Annotated in this window: 19 protein-coding genes, 1 pseudogene and 1 other annotated feature; of the genes and pseudogenes, 6 read left to right on the top strand and 14 right to left on the bottom strand. The window is 41.0% G+C overall.

The window, feature by feature from the left end; all coding sequences use genetic code 11:
- Positions 1 to 346 precede the first annotated feature (346 nt).
- The 4 genes from spxA to AOX59_RS08480 all read right to left on the bottom strand — a co-directional run bounded on the left by spxA (position 347) and on the right by AOX59_RS08480 (position 3,778).
- On the bottom strand, positions 347 to 742 hold the full coding sequence (gene spxA / locus AOX59_RS08465; RefSeq protein WP_068444588.1) for a transcriptional regulator SpxA: 396 nt from the start codon (positions 740 to 742) through the stop codon (positions 347 to 349).
- A 289-nt stretch (positions 743 to 1,031) separates the two neighbouring features.
- Positions 1,032 to 1,619 carry a GNAT family N-acetyltransferase gene (locus tag AOX59_RS08470; protein WP_068444591.1) on the bottom strand — a complete coding sequence of 196 codons (588 nt, stop codon included), beginning with the start codon at positions 1,617 to 1,619 and terminating at the stop codon, positions 1,032 to 1,034.
- Positions 1,620 to 1,891: 272 nt separating this feature from the next.
- Positions 1,892 to 3,112: a putative glycoside hydrolase gene (locus tag AOX59_RS08475; protein ID WP_068444594.1), complete on the bottom strand. Its 1,221-nt coding sequence runs from the start codon at positions 3,110 to 3,112 to the stop codon at positions 1,892 to 1,894.
- 249 nt (positions 3,113 to 3,361) lie between these two features.
- Complete coding sequence (locus tag AOX59_RS08480) at positions 3,362 to 3,778, bottom strand: universal stress protein (protein WP_068444596.1); 417 nt, start codon at positions 3,776 to 3,778, stop codon at positions 3,362 to 3,364.
- Positions 3,779 to 3,885: 107 nt separating this feature from the next.
- Positions 3,886 to 4,060, top strand: a binding site (T-box leader).
- A gap of 186 nt (positions 4,061 to 4,246) precedes the next feature.
- Here AOX59_RS08480 and trpS point away from each other — a divergent pair.
- Positions 4,247 to 5,242 carry a tryptophan--tRNA ligase gene (gene trpS, locus AOX59_RS08490; RefSeq protein ID WP_068444602.1) on the top strand — a complete coding sequence of 332 codons (996 nt, stop codon included), beginning with the start codon at positions 4,247 to 4,249 and terminating at the stop codon, positions 5,240 to 5,242.
- Between the two features lie 42 nt (positions 5,243 to 5,284).
- Here trpS and AOX59_RS08495 read toward each other — a convergent pair whose 3' ends face one another.
- The 6 genes from AOX59_RS08495 to AOX59_RS08520 form a co-directional block, all read right to left on the bottom strand.
- Positions 5,285 to 6,046: a YjbA family protein gene (locus AOX59_RS08495; protein ID WP_068444605.1), complete on the bottom strand. Its 762-nt coding sequence runs from the start codon at positions 6,044 to 6,046 to the stop codon at positions 5,285 to 5,287.
- Between the two features lie 92 nt (positions 6,047 to 6,138).
- Positions 6,139 to 6,348, bottom strand: a complete 210-nt coding sequence (locus AOX59_RS08500) for a YuzI family membrane protein (protein ID WP_418000776.1) — start codon at positions 6,346 to 6,348, stop codon at positions 6,139 to 6,141.
- Positions 6,349 to 6,674: 326 nt separating this feature from the next.
- Positions 6,675 to 7,916: a beta-ketoacyl-ACP synthase II gene (gene fabF / locus AOX59_RS08505; RefSeq protein ID WP_068444609.1), complete on the bottom strand. Its 1,242-nt coding sequence runs from the start codon at positions 7,914 to 7,916 to the stop codon at positions 6,675 to 6,677.
- 28 nt (positions 7,917 to 7,944) lie between these two features.
- The gene (locus AOX59_RS08510; protein ID WP_068444618.1) at positions 7,945 to 8,886 is read right to left on the bottom strand and encodes a beta-ketoacyl-ACP synthase III; all 942 of its coding nucleotides are present in this window, start codon (positions 8,884 to 8,886) and stop codon (positions 7,945 to 7,947) included.
- Between the two features lie 164 nt (positions 8,887 to 9,050).
- A complete protein-coding gene (locus AOX59_RS08515) occupies positions 9,051 to 10,025 on the bottom strand; it encodes a BMP family ABC transporter substrate-binding protein (protein WP_237049399.1) in 975 nt (324 codons plus the stop codon).
- 88 nt (positions 10,026 to 10,113) lie between these two features.
- Positions 10,114 to 10,686 carry a hypothetical protein gene (locus tag AOX59_RS08520; RefSeq protein ID WP_068444622.1) on the bottom strand — a complete coding sequence of 191 codons (573 nt, stop codon included), beginning with the start codon at positions 10,684 to 10,686 and terminating at the stop codon, positions 10,114 to 10,116.
- 261 nt (positions 10,687 to 10,947) lie between these two features.
- Between AOX59_RS08520 and AOX59_RS08525 the strand changes: the two genes are divergently transcribed.
- Positions 10,948 to 11,127, top strand: a complete 180-nt coding sequence (locus AOX59_RS08525; protein WP_068444623.1) for a DUF2929 family protein — start codon at positions 10,948 to 10,950, stop codon at positions 11,125 to 11,127.
- Between the two features lie 123 nt (positions 11,128 to 11,250).
- On the opposite strand, the gene AOX59_RS08530 is transcribed toward AOX59_RS08525, so the two are convergent.
- Entirely contained in the window at positions 11,251 to 11,592 is a 342-nt protein-coding gene (locus AOX59_RS08530; RefSeq protein WP_068444626.1) for a hypothetical protein, read from the bottom strand.
- A 102-nt stretch (positions 11,593 to 11,694) separates the two neighbouring features.
- On the opposite strand from AOX59_RS08530, the gene AOX59_RS08535 reads away from it, so the two are divergent.
- The 3 genes and pseudogenes from AOX59_RS08535 (at position 11,695) to AOX59_RS08545 (ending at position 13,618) form a co-directional block, all read left to right on the top strand.
- Positions 11,695 to 12,510, top strand: coding sequence for an undecaprenyl-diphosphate phosphatase (locus AOX59_RS08535; RefSeq protein ID WP_068448223.1), 816 nt, complete (start codon positions 11,695 to 11,697; stop codon positions 12,508 to 12,510).
- Positions 12,511 to 12,710: 200 nt separating this feature from the next.
- A pseudogene (locus tag AOX59_RS19595) lies at positions 12,711 to 12,849 on the top strand (radical SAM/SPASM domain-containing protein); the annotation flags it as partial.
- Positions 12,850 to 12,925: 76 nt separating this feature from the next.
- A complete protein-coding gene (locus AOX59_RS08545) occupies positions 12,926 to 13,618 on the top strand; it encodes a Crp/Fnr family transcriptional regulator (protein ID WP_068444632.1) in 693 nt (230 codons plus the stop codon).
- 293 nt (positions 13,619 to 13,911) lie between these two features.
- On the opposite strand, the gene AOX59_RS08550 is transcribed toward AOX59_RS08545, so the two are convergent.
- Together AOX59_RS08550 and AOX59_RS08555 are read right to left on the bottom strand one after the other, a co-directional pair.
- Entirely contained in the window at positions 13,912 to 14,328 is a 417-nt protein-coding gene (locus AOX59_RS08550) for a universal stress protein (protein ID WP_068444635.1), read from the bottom strand.
- A 32-nt stretch (positions 14,329 to 14,360) separates the two neighbouring features.
- Complete coding sequence (locus tag AOX59_RS08555) at positions 14,361 to 15,821, bottom strand: SulP family inorganic anion transporter (RefSeq protein ID WP_068444637.1); 1,461 nt, start codon at positions 15,819 to 15,821, stop codon at positions 14,361 to 14,363.
- A 303-nt stretch (positions 15,822 to 16,124) separates the two neighbouring features.
- Between AOX59_RS08555 and AOX59_RS08560 the strand changes: the two genes are divergently transcribed.
- Positions 16,125 to 16,316 carry a helix-turn-helix domain-containing protein gene (locus AOX59_RS08560; protein ID WP_068444639.1) on the top strand — a complete coding sequence of 64 codons (192 nt, stop codon included), beginning with the start codon at positions 16,125 to 16,127 and terminating at the stop codon, positions 16,314 to 16,316.
- A 792-nt stretch (positions 16,317 to 17,108) separates the two neighbouring features.
- On the opposite strand, the gene AOX59_RS08565 is transcribed toward AOX59_RS08560, so the two are convergent.
- Complete coding sequence (locus AOX59_RS08565; protein ID WP_068444642.1) at positions 17,109 to 17,903, bottom strand: ABC transporter ATP-binding protein; 795 nt, start codon at positions 17,901 to 17,903, stop codon at positions 17,109 to 17,111.
- Position 17,904: the final 1 nt, after the last annotated feature.

Raw genomic sequence — 17,904 nt, forward strand, 5'->3', positions numbered from 1 at the left:
TGACATCCAGGTCAAAGCCAAATGGTGGAAGAGTTGTATTTTTATCATTTACAATACCTTTTCCCTTATTTTAAACACTTATAACCACTCATTGTTTCTTTATCTTTATTGTATGATACAATCATCTGATTTGAAAATTTATATGCCTATTCAGATGATTGATTTTATATTTTAACCGATTTTATACCTATTGTCACTACTTGTGTTTAAATATATCGCCCTTTTTTCTATTTACTAACAAGCGCGGGATATGTGATTCGTCACGTGGCGGAACAACTCGGTCAAGTATACTGTAAAGAAAAAACGCAGACCTGAGTTTGAAGGATCTGCGTTTTTAATTTTTATTCTAGTTAACCATTCGTTGTGCTTCACGTAATTGGAAAGTCCGCACTGTCCTTGGCAGGAACCGGCGAATTTCATCTTCGTTATACCCTACTTGCAGCCGTTTTTCATCAAGAATAATCGGTCTGCGCAATAAGCCCGGGTTCTGTTGAATCAGGCTGAATAAGTCTTTCATCGGCAATTGATCGATATCAACATCCAATTTTTGAAATACTTTCGATCGGGTTGATATAATTTCATCAGTACCATCTTCCGTCATACGCAATATTTCCTTGATCTCATCAAGTGTCAGCGGTTCAGAAAATATGTTGCGTTCTTTAAACGGAATATCTTGCTCCTCCAGCCATGCCTTTGCTTTTCTGCAAGAAGTACAACTTGGTGAGGTATAAAGTGTTACCACGTAACAATCACTCCTCAATATAGATTAAATAAACATTTTATGAACAATCACTTATTATTAAATTAAAATAAGTTTAAATTACTTTCTATGTACAATTATACTATATTTGTCAATCAAAAGGTAGGGGATTACGAAAAAAATTGGCAATAAAATAAAGCACGTCACAAAATGTTCTAATTTACTTGTAACATTCCCCAATTCGTTTTTAATTAAACCTTTTCATTAAAAGTATTAGCCTCTTGTTTCTTGAGAAAAACAAGAGGCTAACTGATAACTTATCAGGCTGCTCCTATACTTTTTCAGTCAAGGTTTCAAATATATCATTTGAATCGCGTTCTTCATCGTAAGTCAGCACTTCATCTACCGGCTGATAAGCTTTTCCATAAATTTCTTCGTCTTTATACGTGTGAATGGCTTCATACATTTTCTTCATTTTTTCGTAAATTTTTTCTTCAGGATCATCATTTGGTGACCAGTATAATATTTCCATCGGTGTTTCTTCCTCAGTAGCGAGTGAACGCCGGTTATAATCAATATACTGCGCGTGGCTGAAACCCTCACGCTTATAGAAGTGCAACCGTTTTGCCGAATCACTGTCATCATAATCAACGGGCTCCACTTCCAGCAGAATTGGCTTATTATGTTCTTTCATTTTTTTAATCAATTTATGGCCAATTCCCTGTCCTCTTGCCTGTGAAGACACCCAAACATAATCAATAAAGATAAATGAATCAAATTCAGCATACATTAATACATGGTATGGTCCTTCATCTTTATGGTAAACATCCCCTTTTTCATCCAAAAGCATTTCCATGTGCTTTTTGGACTTCATTTCCTCAACAGGGAAGTACTTATTTAATTTCTCATACCAGTTCATAGATCTACTCCTTCGTTTAGTAGTCTTTTCCATTATAACGGGAATAGCGCGTTATGTTAAATCGGTTTTAACACTGTCTTTTCTTATTTAGCTCTGTTTTGCCTTGTATGAGCTTATTATAATTATAAAACCCGGGTTTTATTCAAAATAGCCCGGGTTTTTTGTTATGGATTATGGATAATGGTTAAATGCTGCTGCACATAATCGTGTCTGTCATTTTCAGCCTGCACATACTGATCCGTTGTGCATTCATTTCAGCGGAAACTTATAGTCTAATCCATTGGTGTATAATCAACATTTTTGGTGTAGGTATTGCCGGCGTTCCACAACAGGAATTCGTTAATGCCGTTTTCATTTAATGCTTTGATCTGTGCTTCAACTTCTGCCTTGCCGTATTGTGTCGGTGATCCGCTATAGAGCCATGGTGCTTCGAAATCCTGGAGCCACGGACGTGATACAGGTCTGTTATCTAATTGACCCAGAATTTCATTTTCAACTTTAGCGTATTCGTTCACGGTTTTATACGGTTCTTTATCCGGAAAATCAATGCCGAAATAAGATGTCCAGTGGCTTGGATAAATCATTGACGAAATGACATCCACGTTGCTGGCGATTTTCGGGAAGTTCTGTCCAATCCCCGGTGCTTCTTCAATTGTCGCAGTATAGCCGAATATATCGACCGAAACATCGACATCATAATATTCCATTTCTTCCCTGGCATATTTAACAAAGTCGGTGACTGCTTTAACACGGCGTTTCACGTTGCTCATATCTTCATTTTTATAATCGCCCTGGCTGTAGTCAAGTTCTTTATCCTTATTTTCAAAGCCTTCCGGGAAGCGGACATAATCAAATTGGATTTCCTGGAAACCAAGTTCAGCTGCTTTCTTCGCTATGTCCAGATTGTACTCCCATACTTCTTTCTGGAACGGATTGACGAATGCTTCCCCTTTATTATTCGTCCATACTTCGCCATTTTTTCGGAATGACAGTTCAGGACGCTGTTCGGCAAGGACTGAATCTTTGAATACAACGACACGCGCAATCGGATAAATTCCTTTTTCTTCCAGATATTCCAGCATTTTCCTTGGTTCATCAATATAATTAACGCTTGCGTCTGAATATGGTGAGTCCTCAGGTACACTAACTGTCAAGTTGCCGTGGTCTTCTTTAATATCAATGACCATCGTATTCAAATCAGATGAATCAATCAGACTGACAAGTTCGTTAAACCTCTCGCCCCCGGCTGATGGTCCTGTCACATAGAGCCCCCTGACAGCATCCGGATATTTAAAATTAAGTCCTGAATCATATGTAAAGCGCTGCATTTTTTGCTCGCTGTCAATCGTGGCTACGTTTGTTTTGCTTTCCTGATGTGAACTTGCTTTTAATGGCTCCTCACCACTCGTTTCCTGCGGTGTGAACGGTAAAATCACTGCGATTAAAAGGAGGATTATTGCTGCAGCAGTCATCATGAGGTGTTTTCTTTTCATTATCCATCAGTCTCCTGTTTTTATAAATCTATTGAATCTATTATAAAGGAAAATGACGAATAATAGAATATTAAATATCAAAATTTGACAAAAAATTATTTGGCTGAACAAATGCTTATCGACCACATTTCCTTAAGCCTATTTATATTCAACCAATTTCTGATTTATTCCATTTGGCAAAAGCTTTAATGTGGAACTGTCATCGACACGGGCTCCCTAAGTGATACCTGAAGATATTTGAAGCCACAATCATTTGACAATAAGCACAGGACAATTTGCCCGTTTAGCGACTTTATGACTGACACTGCCTAAAATCATTGTTTGAAGATTGTTGAGCCCCCTGCTTCCAATCACAACGCAGTCAACACCATTAGCATTTGCATATTCAACGATTTCAGGTCCGGGTTCACCATGCAGTATGCGCACATTGTATTCAATAACCGTTTCGTCGAGCTGATTCAGCACAAATTGAATCTTCTCTTTTCGTTTCAGTTCAATTTGATATTTGCTGTCATGATGCAGGACATCAGATTTTGAAGTCTGCTCATCGACCGCATAAACAACATCAATTGTTCCATTAAACTGTTCCGCCAGTTTTATGGCATGATTAGCTGCTCGAAATGATTGCTTCGACCCATCAGTGGCCAAAAGTATCCGCTTAAACAAAGGCTTCACTCCTTTTTTTAGCCGGTGTATTCGTTAAGGTGTTAAAGATTGATTTATCAACACTTGCATTTTACCATAAGGATATATATAATAGTAAAAACTTAATATTACCAGCAATGAAAAAGTTGCAGTACAATTACCCTCTGATTTCCAGAAAGCTTGTGGTCGGTGAAAACAAGCATCAAGGTGGATTGGAATTGGACTTTCGAGCTGAATAACATTTAAAGTGATTCTGCCTCAGCAGAATAATTAGGGTGGCAACGCGGTTCATTCGTCCCTGTATAAGGGGATAAATGGATCTTTTTTATTGTGGTATTAGAGGTTGTTCAAAAAGTTCGGTAAAATGACACATCGAATTTCTTCGTTAACTTGTTTCTCAGCTGCCCGAAAACTACACCGCCTCGAACTTCTTGGTCCTTTTTATCCTCCTTTTTGAACACGCACTATTAAACGAAGGAGTGACAATGTATGCAAACAGTTTTTTCAGGTATTCAGCCGAGCGGCACGTTAACAATCGGCAATTATTTAGGAGCGATTCAGCACTTTATCGAGCTGCAGAAAGAGAGTGACTGCTTTTTCTGTATCGTTGATGAGCACGCGATCACCGTACCGCAGGATAGACTTGAATTAAGAAATAACATCCGCTCATTAGCATCACTTTATCTCGCTTCCGGAATCGACCCTGAGAAATCGACATTGTTTATTCAATCGGAAGTGCCGGCCCACACGCAACTCGGCTGGATGCTGCAGTCGATCAGCTACATCGGTGAACTCGAACGGATGACTCAGTTCAAAGATAAATCTGCCGGCAAAGAAGCGGTATCATCTGCGTTATTGACCTATCCGGCATTAATGGCTGCAGATATTTTGTTATATAAAACAGACATCGTACCGGTCGGCGAAGACCAGAAACAGCACCTTGAGCTGACACGCAATTTGGCAGAGCGATTCAACAATCGCTATAACGACATCTTTACCGTCCCTGAAGTGAACATTCCTAAAGTTGGCGCGCGGATCATGTCACTGCAGGACCCAACCAAAAAAATGAGCAAATCAGATGAAAATGAGAAAGCTTTCATTTCAATGCTCGATGAACCGAAACGAATTGAAAAGAAAATAAAAAGTGCTGTTACCGATTCTGAAGGCATTGTCAAATTTGATAAGGAACATAAACCCGGCGTGTCAAACCTGCTGACGATTTACGCCAGCTGCTCCGGTGAATCAATCGAAGCGCTGGAGGCAAGATACGAAGGAAAAGGCTATGGTGAATTTAAAGCCGACGTTGCCAAGGCCGTTATAGATATCCTTAAGCCTATTCAGGATCGTTATGATGAGCTGATTGATTCCGAACAGCTTGATGACATTTTAGATAATGGTGCGGATAAGGCAACTTTTGAAGCCAATAAAATGACGCGAAAAGCTAAAAAAGCGATGGGCCTTGGACGCGTCAAGAAAAAACGGTGAGCAAAAATGGCGGGTCTGCTATGTGCAGGACCCGCCACCTTCTTATCTTAATTTGGATGTATTCTGCTTGGTGCCTTGCTCCGCTTCCCACATTTGTTCCAGGAACGGCTGCCCTTTTATCATTTTGACGCATAAATCTTCATGTGACTGGCTCCACCCGTATTTAACACCATCATATAATGTATCCCAAACGCTTTTTTCATCCATATAGCGTATATAAGGATACTGTTTTGGGTCCCATTCTGTCAGCCAATACCTTAGTTCCTCCAGATTATTGACAGTGCTTAGCTGATCAAGCGCGATCATCAAAAGCTGCTTCAACTGCCGTTCACGCCGCGTCAGCCCATGGACAAGTTGCGGTGCCATCGACAGCATATGGTATTCTTTTTCCACGGTCTTCCCTTCAAAATTAAAGGTTTCCGGCTTCGTTGTTTTGATCATATCGAATACGAGCTGTTCCTGGCGGGGAATCAGCCGGCTTTTACGCACTGGGATCTGATAGCCGATTGTATCAAATACGAGAATGTCATTGCCATCTGTTACAACTGCTGCAAATTCAAGGCAGTTCCGCTCCTGTCCTTTACGGCTATAGGCCCGCTTATAAATTTTATCCAACATCTCTTCAGGCAAGTCGTGCATGTCATTTTCAATATGGTCATAGAGATCCTCAGTTATGTATAACAACGGAACTTGGTCAAGCAGTTCGATTCCGTCATTTTTTCGCCACTCGTGAAAATAGCAGACACTATAACCATTTTCTTCACCTTCAAACCAGTTCACCCAGACATCGTGTAAATATAGCATAAACAACCCTCACTTTGAATGACTCATTTAGAGAAAATGTATTTAACATACATTATGACCAGGATGGAAAAATTTATTCGATTCATGAAAAATTAAAGGTTGTTTGGATATTGAAATAAGACGAAAGCAATCAAAATAATTCCAATCGGAAACAGATAACATTCGGGACGCCCTGCTATAAAAATTAAGTAATCTCCCCACGACACACCGACAGGCAAAAAATTCATATAAGCGATAATTGTTACACCGCCTGATACTGCCAGTCCGAACCCAACCAGAAAAATAAATATAAACACCAACATCCCCACCTGCCTTACGAGCAAACTAAAACAACTATCAGATATGCTTGTCCCATTCTCTTATTTCATTTTATGCTCGTAAAAACCATTCATGAATATTGATTTTAATTTAGGCGGACTACTCCGAGGTTCGGACCATAGATTACCTTCATTCATTACGGTTGCTTTCTTCATTTTAAACCAATCACTCAAATTCAAAGATATAAAAACAAAAAGACTGCTTCACCAGCAGTCTTTTTAATATGATTGATATACCTATTAAAAACAAATTCCAAACTCGGCACGCAAACAAACTAAAGATAAGGTTGCATGTGTTTTTTTATGAAGCTTTACTCTTGATATTTCTTAAAAATCAGTGTAGCGTTGTGACCGCCAAATCCGAGTGAGTTGCTCAAAACGACACCAACATCCTGCTTTCTCGATTCATTCGGAACATAATCAAGATCGCACTCCGGATCCGGTGTCTCATAATTCATCGTCGGCGGAATGACACCTTCATCAATCGCCTTGACTGAAATGACCGACTCAAGGCCGCCTGCTGCTCCAAGTAAATGTCCGGTTACACCTTTTGTGGATGATACGGCTAATTTGTTGGCATGATCACCGAAAACATCTTTAATCGCCTGGGTTTCATATTTATCATTTAGAGACGTGCTCGTTCCGTGAGCATTGATATAATCAACCTCTTCGAACGCAATCCCGGCGTCCTGAACGGCCTGTTTCATTGCCCGGGCAGCTCCTTCGCCATTTTCTGCCGGAGCAGTGATATGGTATGCATCGCCTGTTGCAGCATAGCCGGTAATTTCACCATAAATGTGTGCCCCGCGCTCAAGAGCTGATTCAAGTGTTTCCAATACTAATATCCCAGCACCCTCACCCATAACAAACCCATCGCGATCTTTATCAAACGGACGGCTTGCCTCTTTAGGATTTTCGTTTGTCGACAGGGCCTTCATCGATGAAAACCCCGCGAATGCCAGACTCGTAATCGGAGCTTCGGTTCCGCCGGCAATCATATAGTCAGCATCTCCGTGTTCAATGGCTCTGTAAGCATCACCAATTGAATTGGCACCTGATGCACATGCTGTGGTGGTACATGAGTTAATCCCTTTGGCACCCAGGTGAATAGAAACTTGTCCCGCTGCCATATCAGGGATCATCATGGGCACGAAGAACGGACTAACCCGGCGCGGGCCTTTTTCCATAAGCTTGGTATGCTGGTCTTCCAGGGTGCCCATACCGCCAATGCCCGAACCAACCCAAACACCAACACGATCAGCGTTCTGTTCATCAATGGTCAGTTCTGCATCATCAACGGCCATACGGGCGGCAGACACAGCGTATTGTGTAAATAAATCCATCTTTCTGGCATCTTTTTTTTCCATAAATTTACTTGGGTCAAAATCTTTTACTTCAGCAGCTGCAGTTGCCGGCAGCTCATTGTTTTCGATCCGGCTTATATAGTCTATGCCGCTGTTTCCGGAAACAACGTTATGCCACATTGTTCCAACATCATTACCATTCGGGGATATAGTCCCGAGACCGGTAACTACGACTCTTCTTTCTGCCATATTCGCTCCTCCTATTGGTTGTATATCATTATAGGCCCCAGCGCAGAGCAACTGCTCCCCATGTCAGCCCTCCGCCGAAACCAACTAGAACGAGTAAATCATCATTTTTTATTTTACCACTTTTGACGGCTTCCGATAAAGCGATTGGAATGGAAGCAGACGAATTGTTGCCATACCTTTTAATCGAGGTTGCCATTTTATCCGGTGATATTCCCAATCGTTCACGGGCTGCTTCCATAATCCGAATATTCGCCTGATGCGGAATTAAATAGTCAACATCTTCTTTATTATACCCAGCTTCCTCAACAACTTTCTCGGATGAATCCGGCATCTGTCTGACCGCAAACTTAAACACTTCCCGGCCATTCATAAAAAGTGTGTCAGTTTCTGTCATCTGCTTAAGATCTTGGCCGCCTGAACCGTCAGATCCAAGCTCAAATGACAGAATACCCCTCTCTTCTGATACCGGTCCAACAATCGCAGCACCTGCACCGTCACCAAAAAGCACACACGTATTCCGATCCGACCAGTCGGTTATTTTGGAAAGTTTTTCAGTTCCGACGACCAGAATATTTTTATACGCATTCGTTTCAATAAATTGTTTAGCTGTAATGACACCGTACATAAAACCGGCACATGCTGCACTGATATCCATCGCCGCCACTTTTCGCGCTCCCAACCGTTCCTGCAGCATGCACGAGACGGATGGGAAAGGCGTGTCCGGTGTAACGGTGGCAACGAGAATCATATCAAGATCTTCTGCTGTCATATCAGCTTCTTCCAAAGCATTTTGCGCGGCATAAAAAGCCATATCCGAGGTGTCGACGTCATCTTCTGCAAGACGTCTCTCCTCAATTCCCGTCCGTGTCCTGATCCATTCGTCACTGGTATCGACGATTTTCTCCATGTCTTTATTCGTAACAACTTTAGGCGGAACATAATGCCCGGTCCCCAATAGTCCTACGCCCATAAACCCATCTCCTTATCGTGTATTATTAAGAGCTTTCAAAACAAGCGCAAGTATCCAAATCCCTTAGCGGCTTTTTTATAATTATATTTTGCACTATCATTAATATCAATTCTTATGACTTGGTACTAATTTTAATGCATTCTCAACTATTGTGCAAGTTTGACTTATTCGTCGTGGCTGCTTTCGTGCGGCAGCAGATCTGATTCCTTATAGGCTTCGATTTCCTCTTGTATCACTTTTTGAAATTCCTCAGGAACATCCGGACTTAATTTTCCAAGTGAAATCATATCATCCTGGAAATCATAAGTCATAACGCCGCCGCGAAGATCACCTTCATTAAATTCCTTTGCCGCCAATGTATATAATTCCGAGAGATGCTGTACAGTACTTGTCAGAACAGTTTCCTCAGCAATTTCCGATTGATCAGCGACATAACCGATTGCATATATTCCATCCTGATTTGCCTGTTCAATGATTGAATGACTGTAGGCATTGCCGGCGGGGTAAATGACATCTGTCCCGTCATCCCGCATTGTTTTATACATGTCCATCGCAAGCTCATTGCCGTTCCAGTCATTGACATAATTGAAATTCACTTCGGCCTCAGGGTTCTGATATGTAACACCTTCAAAAAAGCCTTCGATTTCAGGCTGCCATTCGAACGCACCAATAACGCCCACACGATTAGTTTCGGTCATTTCACCTGCCATCATCCCGGCGAAAAACCCCATCGCATGCGCATTGAAATTGAGACTTGTCACGTCTTCACCAAATTGCCCGCCGTTAAAATAGACGAAATGCACCTCTGGGTATGTCGCTGAAATATCTTCAAAAAATTGTCCATATGCACTGCTGTTCCCGAATATTAAGTTCACGCCATTGCTGACCAATTCATCAACCGCTTCTCTTACGTCTGCTTGCGTCTTAACATCTTCTTTATAAAAAACATCAACACCGAATTCTTCCTCGATTGAAAGCAATCCTTCATATCCCTTTTCATTCCATGGCTGATCATGAATGGTTGTTTCGACAAGCATCCCGGCATTTTGCAGATCACCGGAATCAAAATAATTGCTGCAGCCGGATAAAAAAATTACTATGAACGTTGCCAATACGAAGATAGATAGCCTTCTCAACATGTCCACTCCATTTCAGGAATTAATTAGCCTCTATCTTTAATTGTAGCTGTTAAAACCCACACCGTAAACGTTCAGTGTCATTACATTTTCATGACATTCGGTAAAATTTCTTATATTTTTCATAATGCATTTTCACTGCTTCAACATATTTGTCCAGAGGATGAGCGGTGCGAATATAAACCGAATTCTCATAGTCTATATTCTTGTTTCTTGCATCATTATATGATCTGACATCCATGATTGATGGCAGCTCCGAGGTCTGAATCCACTGCCGCAAGCTATTAAGAAACTCGCCGATATAGATAGCTTCACGCTTAAACTGATGCGAATCAAATCGAATAAATTCTTCCCGGCTAAAAAACCCATTGTGATTCATCGGCATCCATTCCCCGAACACGAGCGGCAAGTTAATTGTGACAGACCGGTCCATCTCCAGCATCAGTGCATCATCGGAAATGCAGATAGCCGCTTCGTATTCTCTTTCACGCTGCCCGGGTTCCAGCTGCCGGAATAATTCATTCCGCCCGACAAACATTGACAGCACTTCCTTTGTATCCGTATTTATATCGTCAGTGCCATCGACAGAATAGCCTTCTTCCAGCAAATGATTAACGATATGAAAACCAACCCAATGGAAACAATTTTCAACATAAAAAACCATCTTGCTCACCTCCTCTGTAAAGTGAAACTTCATTCAGTGCCTTCTTCACTGAATGTTAGTTGAACAGAATCGGACATTTAAGGTCAGTTAGCCGCCGTTCTCTGGCGGGTTACTGACCATTACATGCGGGAAGAAACAAATCCTTTTATTTTTTAAACCGATTTGGTAAACTATTTATATATTAGCGTTCAAAAAAGAGAGCAACCTGCTTTTTGAACATATTCCAACAGGAAAGTTTATCAAAATGAGGTGTTACTAACTATGCGATTCTTTTGGGCATTTATTTGGGCAATCCTGATCAGCGCTGTTATTTCATATGTATTGGCAAGTATGGCAGGCAGTACATTTGATGTGACAAGTACGTTCGTCGTCGCGATTTTGGTGTCACTTGCTGTTTTTATACTTGGGGAAGGTGTTTTAAAAAGTAGCGAAGAACAGTAATGTTTCCTTGCTAGCGAATCAGGCTTATACGATTCAACCCTTGCCTTCAAGGTAATGATGGCAAGGGTTTTGTGTTTGGAAGATGTCAGGTCTTTGCCAGAGCTAACCGTTGTCAATGGATGGTTAATACCACGGGAGAACGCTTAATGCTGTTAATGCCGCTAATGGCAGAACGAGCCGGTTGAAACGCCTTCTTCTTGGACGGCCGTAACCCGAATAGCCGCCATAACCGCCATAGCCCGGGTAGCCATAGCCGAAACCACCCTGGCGATGATTCCAATTATGATATGCATCAGGCGCTGCCATTTGGTGTTCCGGTTCAATCGGCACAGCCATATAGAGATATTCATCATCGACACCGGTAATGATGCCATCGATTTGGTTTCCGTCACTCATTTCGGCAAGACAATAGGAATGCATATGCTTTTTACACAAATCATACATATGTTGATGATTATAGTTCATATTTTCAACCTCCTCACCACCCAGCTTATTCAGCATCCATTGGGTTGGTGACACCTTAGAAGTTGAAAATTATTGTTTCAGGGAGGAAGTTTTATGGAAACGATCGAAGCATTTTGGATGCTTGTAAAATATATTGTCCTTGGTCTGCTTCAGGGCTTCACGGAGCCGATACCAATCTCCTCAAGCGGCCACTTGGTTATCGTAAGGGATCTGTTTGATGTCGGAATTGACGGGCTATCCTTTGAAATCATGGTGAATTTCGGGTCTCTCATTGCAGTTCTCGTCATTTACCGGAAAGATATTTACCGGCTCGTGGAAAATGGGATACGCTACATAACAACACGGGCTAATGACGCAAAAAGCGATTTTCAATTTATTCTGTTTCTCGTTATCGCAACCATTCCAACCGGGATTATTGGTGTGCTGTTTGAAGACTACATTGAAAGTCAGCTGAGCGGCGTTGCAGTAGTTGGTGTAACACTGGTGATTACCGGCGCTGCTTTATGGATCATCCGGAATCTCAGAGGGCGGAAAAATGACGGGGGTATTACCATCAAAGATGCTATTATCGTCGGCCTGGCCCAGTCAGTTGCACTGGTCCCCGGCATCAGCCGCTCCGGTGCCACAATTGTCGCAGCGATGCTTGTTGGCATGAAAACCGAGACAGCTCTGCGCTTTTCATTTCTATTGTATATCCCTGTCAGCCTCGGAATATCTGTTTTGTCCGCGGGTGAGATGATCGGCGGCGATAGTGATTTCAGTGTTGTTGCCATCCCTGCAATCCTGGCATTTGCAGCCTCAATTGTCGCCACTTATTATTCGTTACGCTGGTTCATGAATATCATGGCGCGCGGTAACCTGAAATATTTTGCGTATTACTGTTTTGCTGTCGGACTTCTTGTCATCATATTTCTGTAGAAGATGCACATCCCAATTGGATGGACATAAAAAGCTTCTAACCGATCTTGGTTAGAAGCTTTTTTGCGTCCTTGGCGCCTATGCTCCTCGCGCCATGCTTTTGGCACATAAACGCAGTATGGTTCGCTTTCCATGTAATCCCCTGTCACATTATACGCTTTTTGTATCGCTCGTTTCGTTACATTCGGTGTGGCAGATGGGAAGGAAAAAAATTGATTGACGATATATACGAAATGGATAACCCGATGCTGGTGTTTACAGGCGGCGATTCTCTGATGCGGCCTGATGTGTTTGCTATTGCTGAATATGCGGTGCAGAGGTGTGCGTGTATTGATGACATTTATGGTATGGTAGAATTAAACCATGTAAGAACTTCTACATCTCCTATCGTTGACAAAAGGAGGGGCCCGACTTTATGAATACTGAAACAGTGCAGGAATTACTCCAGAAATTCCCGTTATTTAAAGGGCTGACCGATTATGAAATCGAGTCGATTGTCGAATTGGCCAAGAGTCGTATGTATCGGCACGGCACACACATATTTATGCAAGGCGATCCATTGACAAATGTTTACTTTATCCATCAGGGAAAAATAAAAATCTATAAAACCGATTTTCATGGAAAAGAACAGATTGTAAACGTGCTCCAGGCCGGCGATATGTTTCCGCATCAAGGATTTTTCAGGCAGGACGACTATCCGGCGCATGCTGAAGTGTTAGAAGATGCCACGTTAATTTACATTCCAATTCCGTCATTTGAAAACTTTCTCGTCAACCAGCCGGAAATCTGTGTGAAGCTTTTTCGTGTGCTTGGGGATATCATTGTTGATTTGCAGACACGTCTGGAAGAAAAGCTTTTACATAACACATACGAGCAGATCATCATGCTTCTTATACGTCTTTCCAAAGGCTACGGCAAAGAAACAAGCGATGGCATGACGAAGCTGACGACCAATTTTACAAACCGTGAACTCGCTAACATGATCGGATCCAGCCGTGAAACTGTCAGCCGCACACTTACACAGCTGAAAAAGCAACATTTAATTACAGCCGATAAGTCCGGTGCAATTGTTTTGGATATTAATGCACTGGAAGAGGAATTATTTTAACGAAGTCTACCCCGCTATTGAGTGAAAATAAGTCCTTTAAGCTGAAAAAGCCGCATTCTTCGTTGAAAAATGCGGCTTCTTTTCAAAAATGGTTTTTAACTTTGATTTTACAATCTTTCATACATTCCTTTTTCGATTTATTCCGCATGTAACTGGCAGTAAGACCCCCCTCAAATGTTCGCGTATACTATGAAGATTAGGTGGGGGATGGCTGCCAGTAAATGTCCGATTCGTTCATCTAACAATCAGTGAGGGGAAGAAAGAACACCAACACTGATTGAAGATTCACTTTATTACTTCACAATAAGAACAGGACAATCAACGCGTTTTGCCACTTTATGGCTAACACTTCCCAAAATCATGGTTTGTAGTTTATTAAGCCCCCGACTTCCAATGACAACACAGTCAAAATTATTATCGTTTGTAAATTCTACGACCGTTGGACCAGGTTCACCATGCAAAATATGTGTCTTACATTCTATATTTGCATCAAGAACCATTTGTTTAACTGCTTTAACCTTTTCGTTACGTTTCTTTTCAATTTCGTATTTATTCGTGGAATTTAATACATCTGATTTTGCTGTATTGCCATCAACGACATAAACGATATCAATTGTTCCACCGAATTTCTCTGCTAGTTGAATGGCATGTTGGGTGGATCGAAAGGAATGCTCTGATCCATCTGTTGCAATTAATATTTTATGAAACATCGCTAACCTTATCCCTTCATTTTCCAATATAATTAATGTTCTGAAGCCTGTGATAATCCGCCAATACGATTTTTCAATTGTTGACTTGCTTCATTTAGTCCTGAGTAATGAACTTCTATATTGTTCTGAGCAAATTTCATTTCAATTTTATCCAATGCTCCAATTGCTGAATCATCCCATAAGTGTGCATGTGTTAAATCTATTTCTACTTGTTTAATAGAATCATTAAAATTGAACTTGTCAGGAAATTCATTGACAGAAGCAAAGAATAATTGGCCGTGAACATGATATATCTTTTTCTGTTCTTTTATGACAAGTTCCTCTGTTACTTTTACCTTTGAGATTTTTGCTGCAAAGAAAATGGCACTTAGTAATACCCCGGCCAAGACACCTAAAGCTAAGTTATGCGTAAATAATACAATTACAACTGTTGTTATCATTACAGTTGCATCTGTTTTTGGCAATTTGTTTAAGTTCTTCACGGATGCCCAATCAAACGTACTTATGGAAACCATGAACATGACACCGGCTAAAGCGGCCATTGGGATTTGGACAACCAAACCGCCTAATGCGATAATTAAGAACATTAATACAGCTCCTGCTACAAGTAAAGATAAACGCCCTTTTCCACCTGATTTGACGTTGATAACTGATTGACCAATCATCGCGCAACCAGCCATTCCACCGAAGAATCCTGTAACCATATTAGCAATGCCCTGTCCGCGACTTTCCCTATTTTTATTACTCTCTGTATCCGTCATATCATCGACAATATTTGCGGTTAATAGCGTTTCTACTAAACCAACAATTGCCAAGGATAGAGAATATGGAAGAATGATCATTAATGTTTCCAGGCTAAATGGAATAGATGGAATTAAGAATACTGGTAACTGTTGAGTTAATGCACCCATATCTCCGACTGTACCTACTTGAAGGTTAGCAGTGATTGCTATTACTGTTACAACGACAATGGCTACCAATGTAGACGGTACAGCTTTAGTAATCTTTGGAAATAAATATATGATTGCCAGAGTTAAAGCTACTAAAGCATACATGACCCAAGTTTCTCCTACAAAGTGGTCAAGCTGTGCCATAAAGATCATAATGGCTAATGCGTTAACAAATCCGACCATGACAGAGCGAGGGACAAACTTCATCACTTTAGCCATTTTAAAAACACCAAATAAAATTTGAATGATCCCCGTTAAGATTGTTGCTGCTAGCAAATACTGAAGTCCATGATCAGCTATTAAATCTACCATAAGCAAAGCCATTGCTCCGGTTGCCCCTGAAATCATTCCCGGTCGCCCGCCTACAAAAGCGAGGACAACAGCAATACAAAACGCTGCATAAAGACCTACCATCGGGTCTACGCCAGCGATTATAGAGAAGGCAATCGCTTCTGGAATAAGTGCTAATGCCACAACGATTCCCGACATGGTATCACCACGAATATTCCCAAACCAGTCTTGCTTTATATTTTGTATATTCATGTTTTACTCCTTTTTGTTTATTTTAACTTTTGGCTCTCACAAAAGTTTGTGCCGCTTTTAACAAAACGAATCATATCATATAATCATGGCATTCACAAAACCGTAAGAAAACGTAAACATTATTAACATCCTTCCGTTTTCTCTTGTTTTCTCCAAATACACACACTGAACAGTAAAAACACAAAAAGTTTATATTTGTTTATAACCACTTATAATTGACTATAAATAACCTCTTGTTTTTTTAATCAAATATGTTTTTATGGTATAATAGTAGAGAGTTTACAGTTTGGAGGCGTCATTATTATGGCAGATGAGACCAAAGAGATTATGACTGTTTCACAAGTTGCCGAGTATTTACAATTGAGTGAAATGACAACATATAAATTGGTGCAAGAAGGAAAGATTCCTGCTTTCAAAATTGGGCGACATTGGCGAGTAAAAAGAGACGATTTAAATGAGTTAATTGAGAGATTAAAAAAGGGTGAACGAATATAATGAAAAGACTCCAAGGGAAAAATTAACCTGGAGTCTTTTTAAAGCGCGTGTTCAAAAAGGAGGATAAAACCGAGAAGTTCGGGGCGACGCAGTTTCGAGCAGAGAAAAACTCCCCCCCGAATTTACATCGCACGCAGGAAAAGTGGTTTCCTTTTCCAAGGAGAAGAAAAACAAGCCAACTAGAAACATCGACGTGTCATTTTTACCGGACTTTTTGAACAACCTCTTTAAGGAGATATTAATGACTACTGAGATGTACTAGCTGGGTTTTTAATTTTTCAATATTTAAAAATCCTATCAAAAAAATTAATAACAATACTATTATTTCAAGGTTTGAATGAAGTTTATTAACGTGAGCATAAGAAAAATCTTCCCTTTTTAAAACAGTGATAACACCGATGAAAGTGAATGAAGCAAATACTGAAAAAATAATTGCATCCTCTCTATGGTGGTGAACTGAAGTTATTGAAAAGCCGCGTGCGTGTGAGTATGTCTCTCGAAGCCGGAAATGAGTTTTGTGGATGGCAAAAAGACCCCGAAAGTGGCACTCGAGTCCATTTCAATGGCAATGTAACATCGAAATGTCCTCGAGAGCGGTTATCGAGTCCAAATCATGGCGCAAGCGGTATCAAAAAGCCTCGAGAGTAATTATCGGGACCAAACTGCACTATAAATCCGTCGAAAAGTTCTTGAGCACAGGTCTCAACATCACTGAGAGCAGCCGTCTCCAGTAAATCCTCATTATTCTCAGCTTCACTTGCGAACACAGATAAATTAGAGCGATGGCAGCGATCAGCCCAATATCGCCCGGTCGCTCTCGAAATCACTTCCGCGTTTTTTCTGGAATTCCTGCATCAAGTCCTCAATTGTGAGATTGTCTTTTTCATCTTGAGCGATATCTAAAATAATTTCGCCTTTATCCATCATTAATAATCTGTCACCCAAATCAAGTGCCTGCTGCATATTGTGGGTTACCATAAGTGTCGTCAAGCCAAACTTGTTCACGACATCACGGGTAATATCAATGATCAATTGAGCCCTTGACGGATCGAGTGCAGCTGTATGTTCATCCAGAAGCAAAATGTCCGGTTCGGTGAATGTTGCCATCAAGAGAGAAAGCGCTTGTCGTTCACCGCCTGAAAGAAGACCCACCTTTGCCGTCAAACGATCTTCGAGCCCTAAATTAAGGGTAGCTAAGTAATCCTTAAACATTTCTTTTCGTTTTTTCGTAACGCCCGGCCTTAGCTTTCTTTTTTTATTTCTGGCAAAAGCCATTGCCAAATTTTCTTCGATCGTCATATCTGGCGCCGTTCCAGCCATGGGATCCTGAAATACACGGCCGATAAAATGTGACCGTTTATATTCCGGGAGATTGACGACTTCCCTTTCATTAACAACGATACTGCCGACATCCGGCTCCAGATTTCCGGAAATGACGTTCATCAAGGTCGATTTGCCGGCACCATTACTTCCGATAACCGTCACAAACTCACCTTTTTGCAGTTCGAGGTCAATTGAGTGCAATGCCCGTTTTTCATCCGGTGTATTTTCATTAAAGATAATGGCTGTATCCTGTAACCGAAGCATT

The sequence above is a fragment of the Lentibacillus amyloliquefaciens genome (assembly GCF_001307805.1).
Lineage (GTDB): Bacteria > Bacillota > Bacilli > Bacillales > Amphibacillaceae > Lentibacillus > Lentibacillus amyloliquefaciens.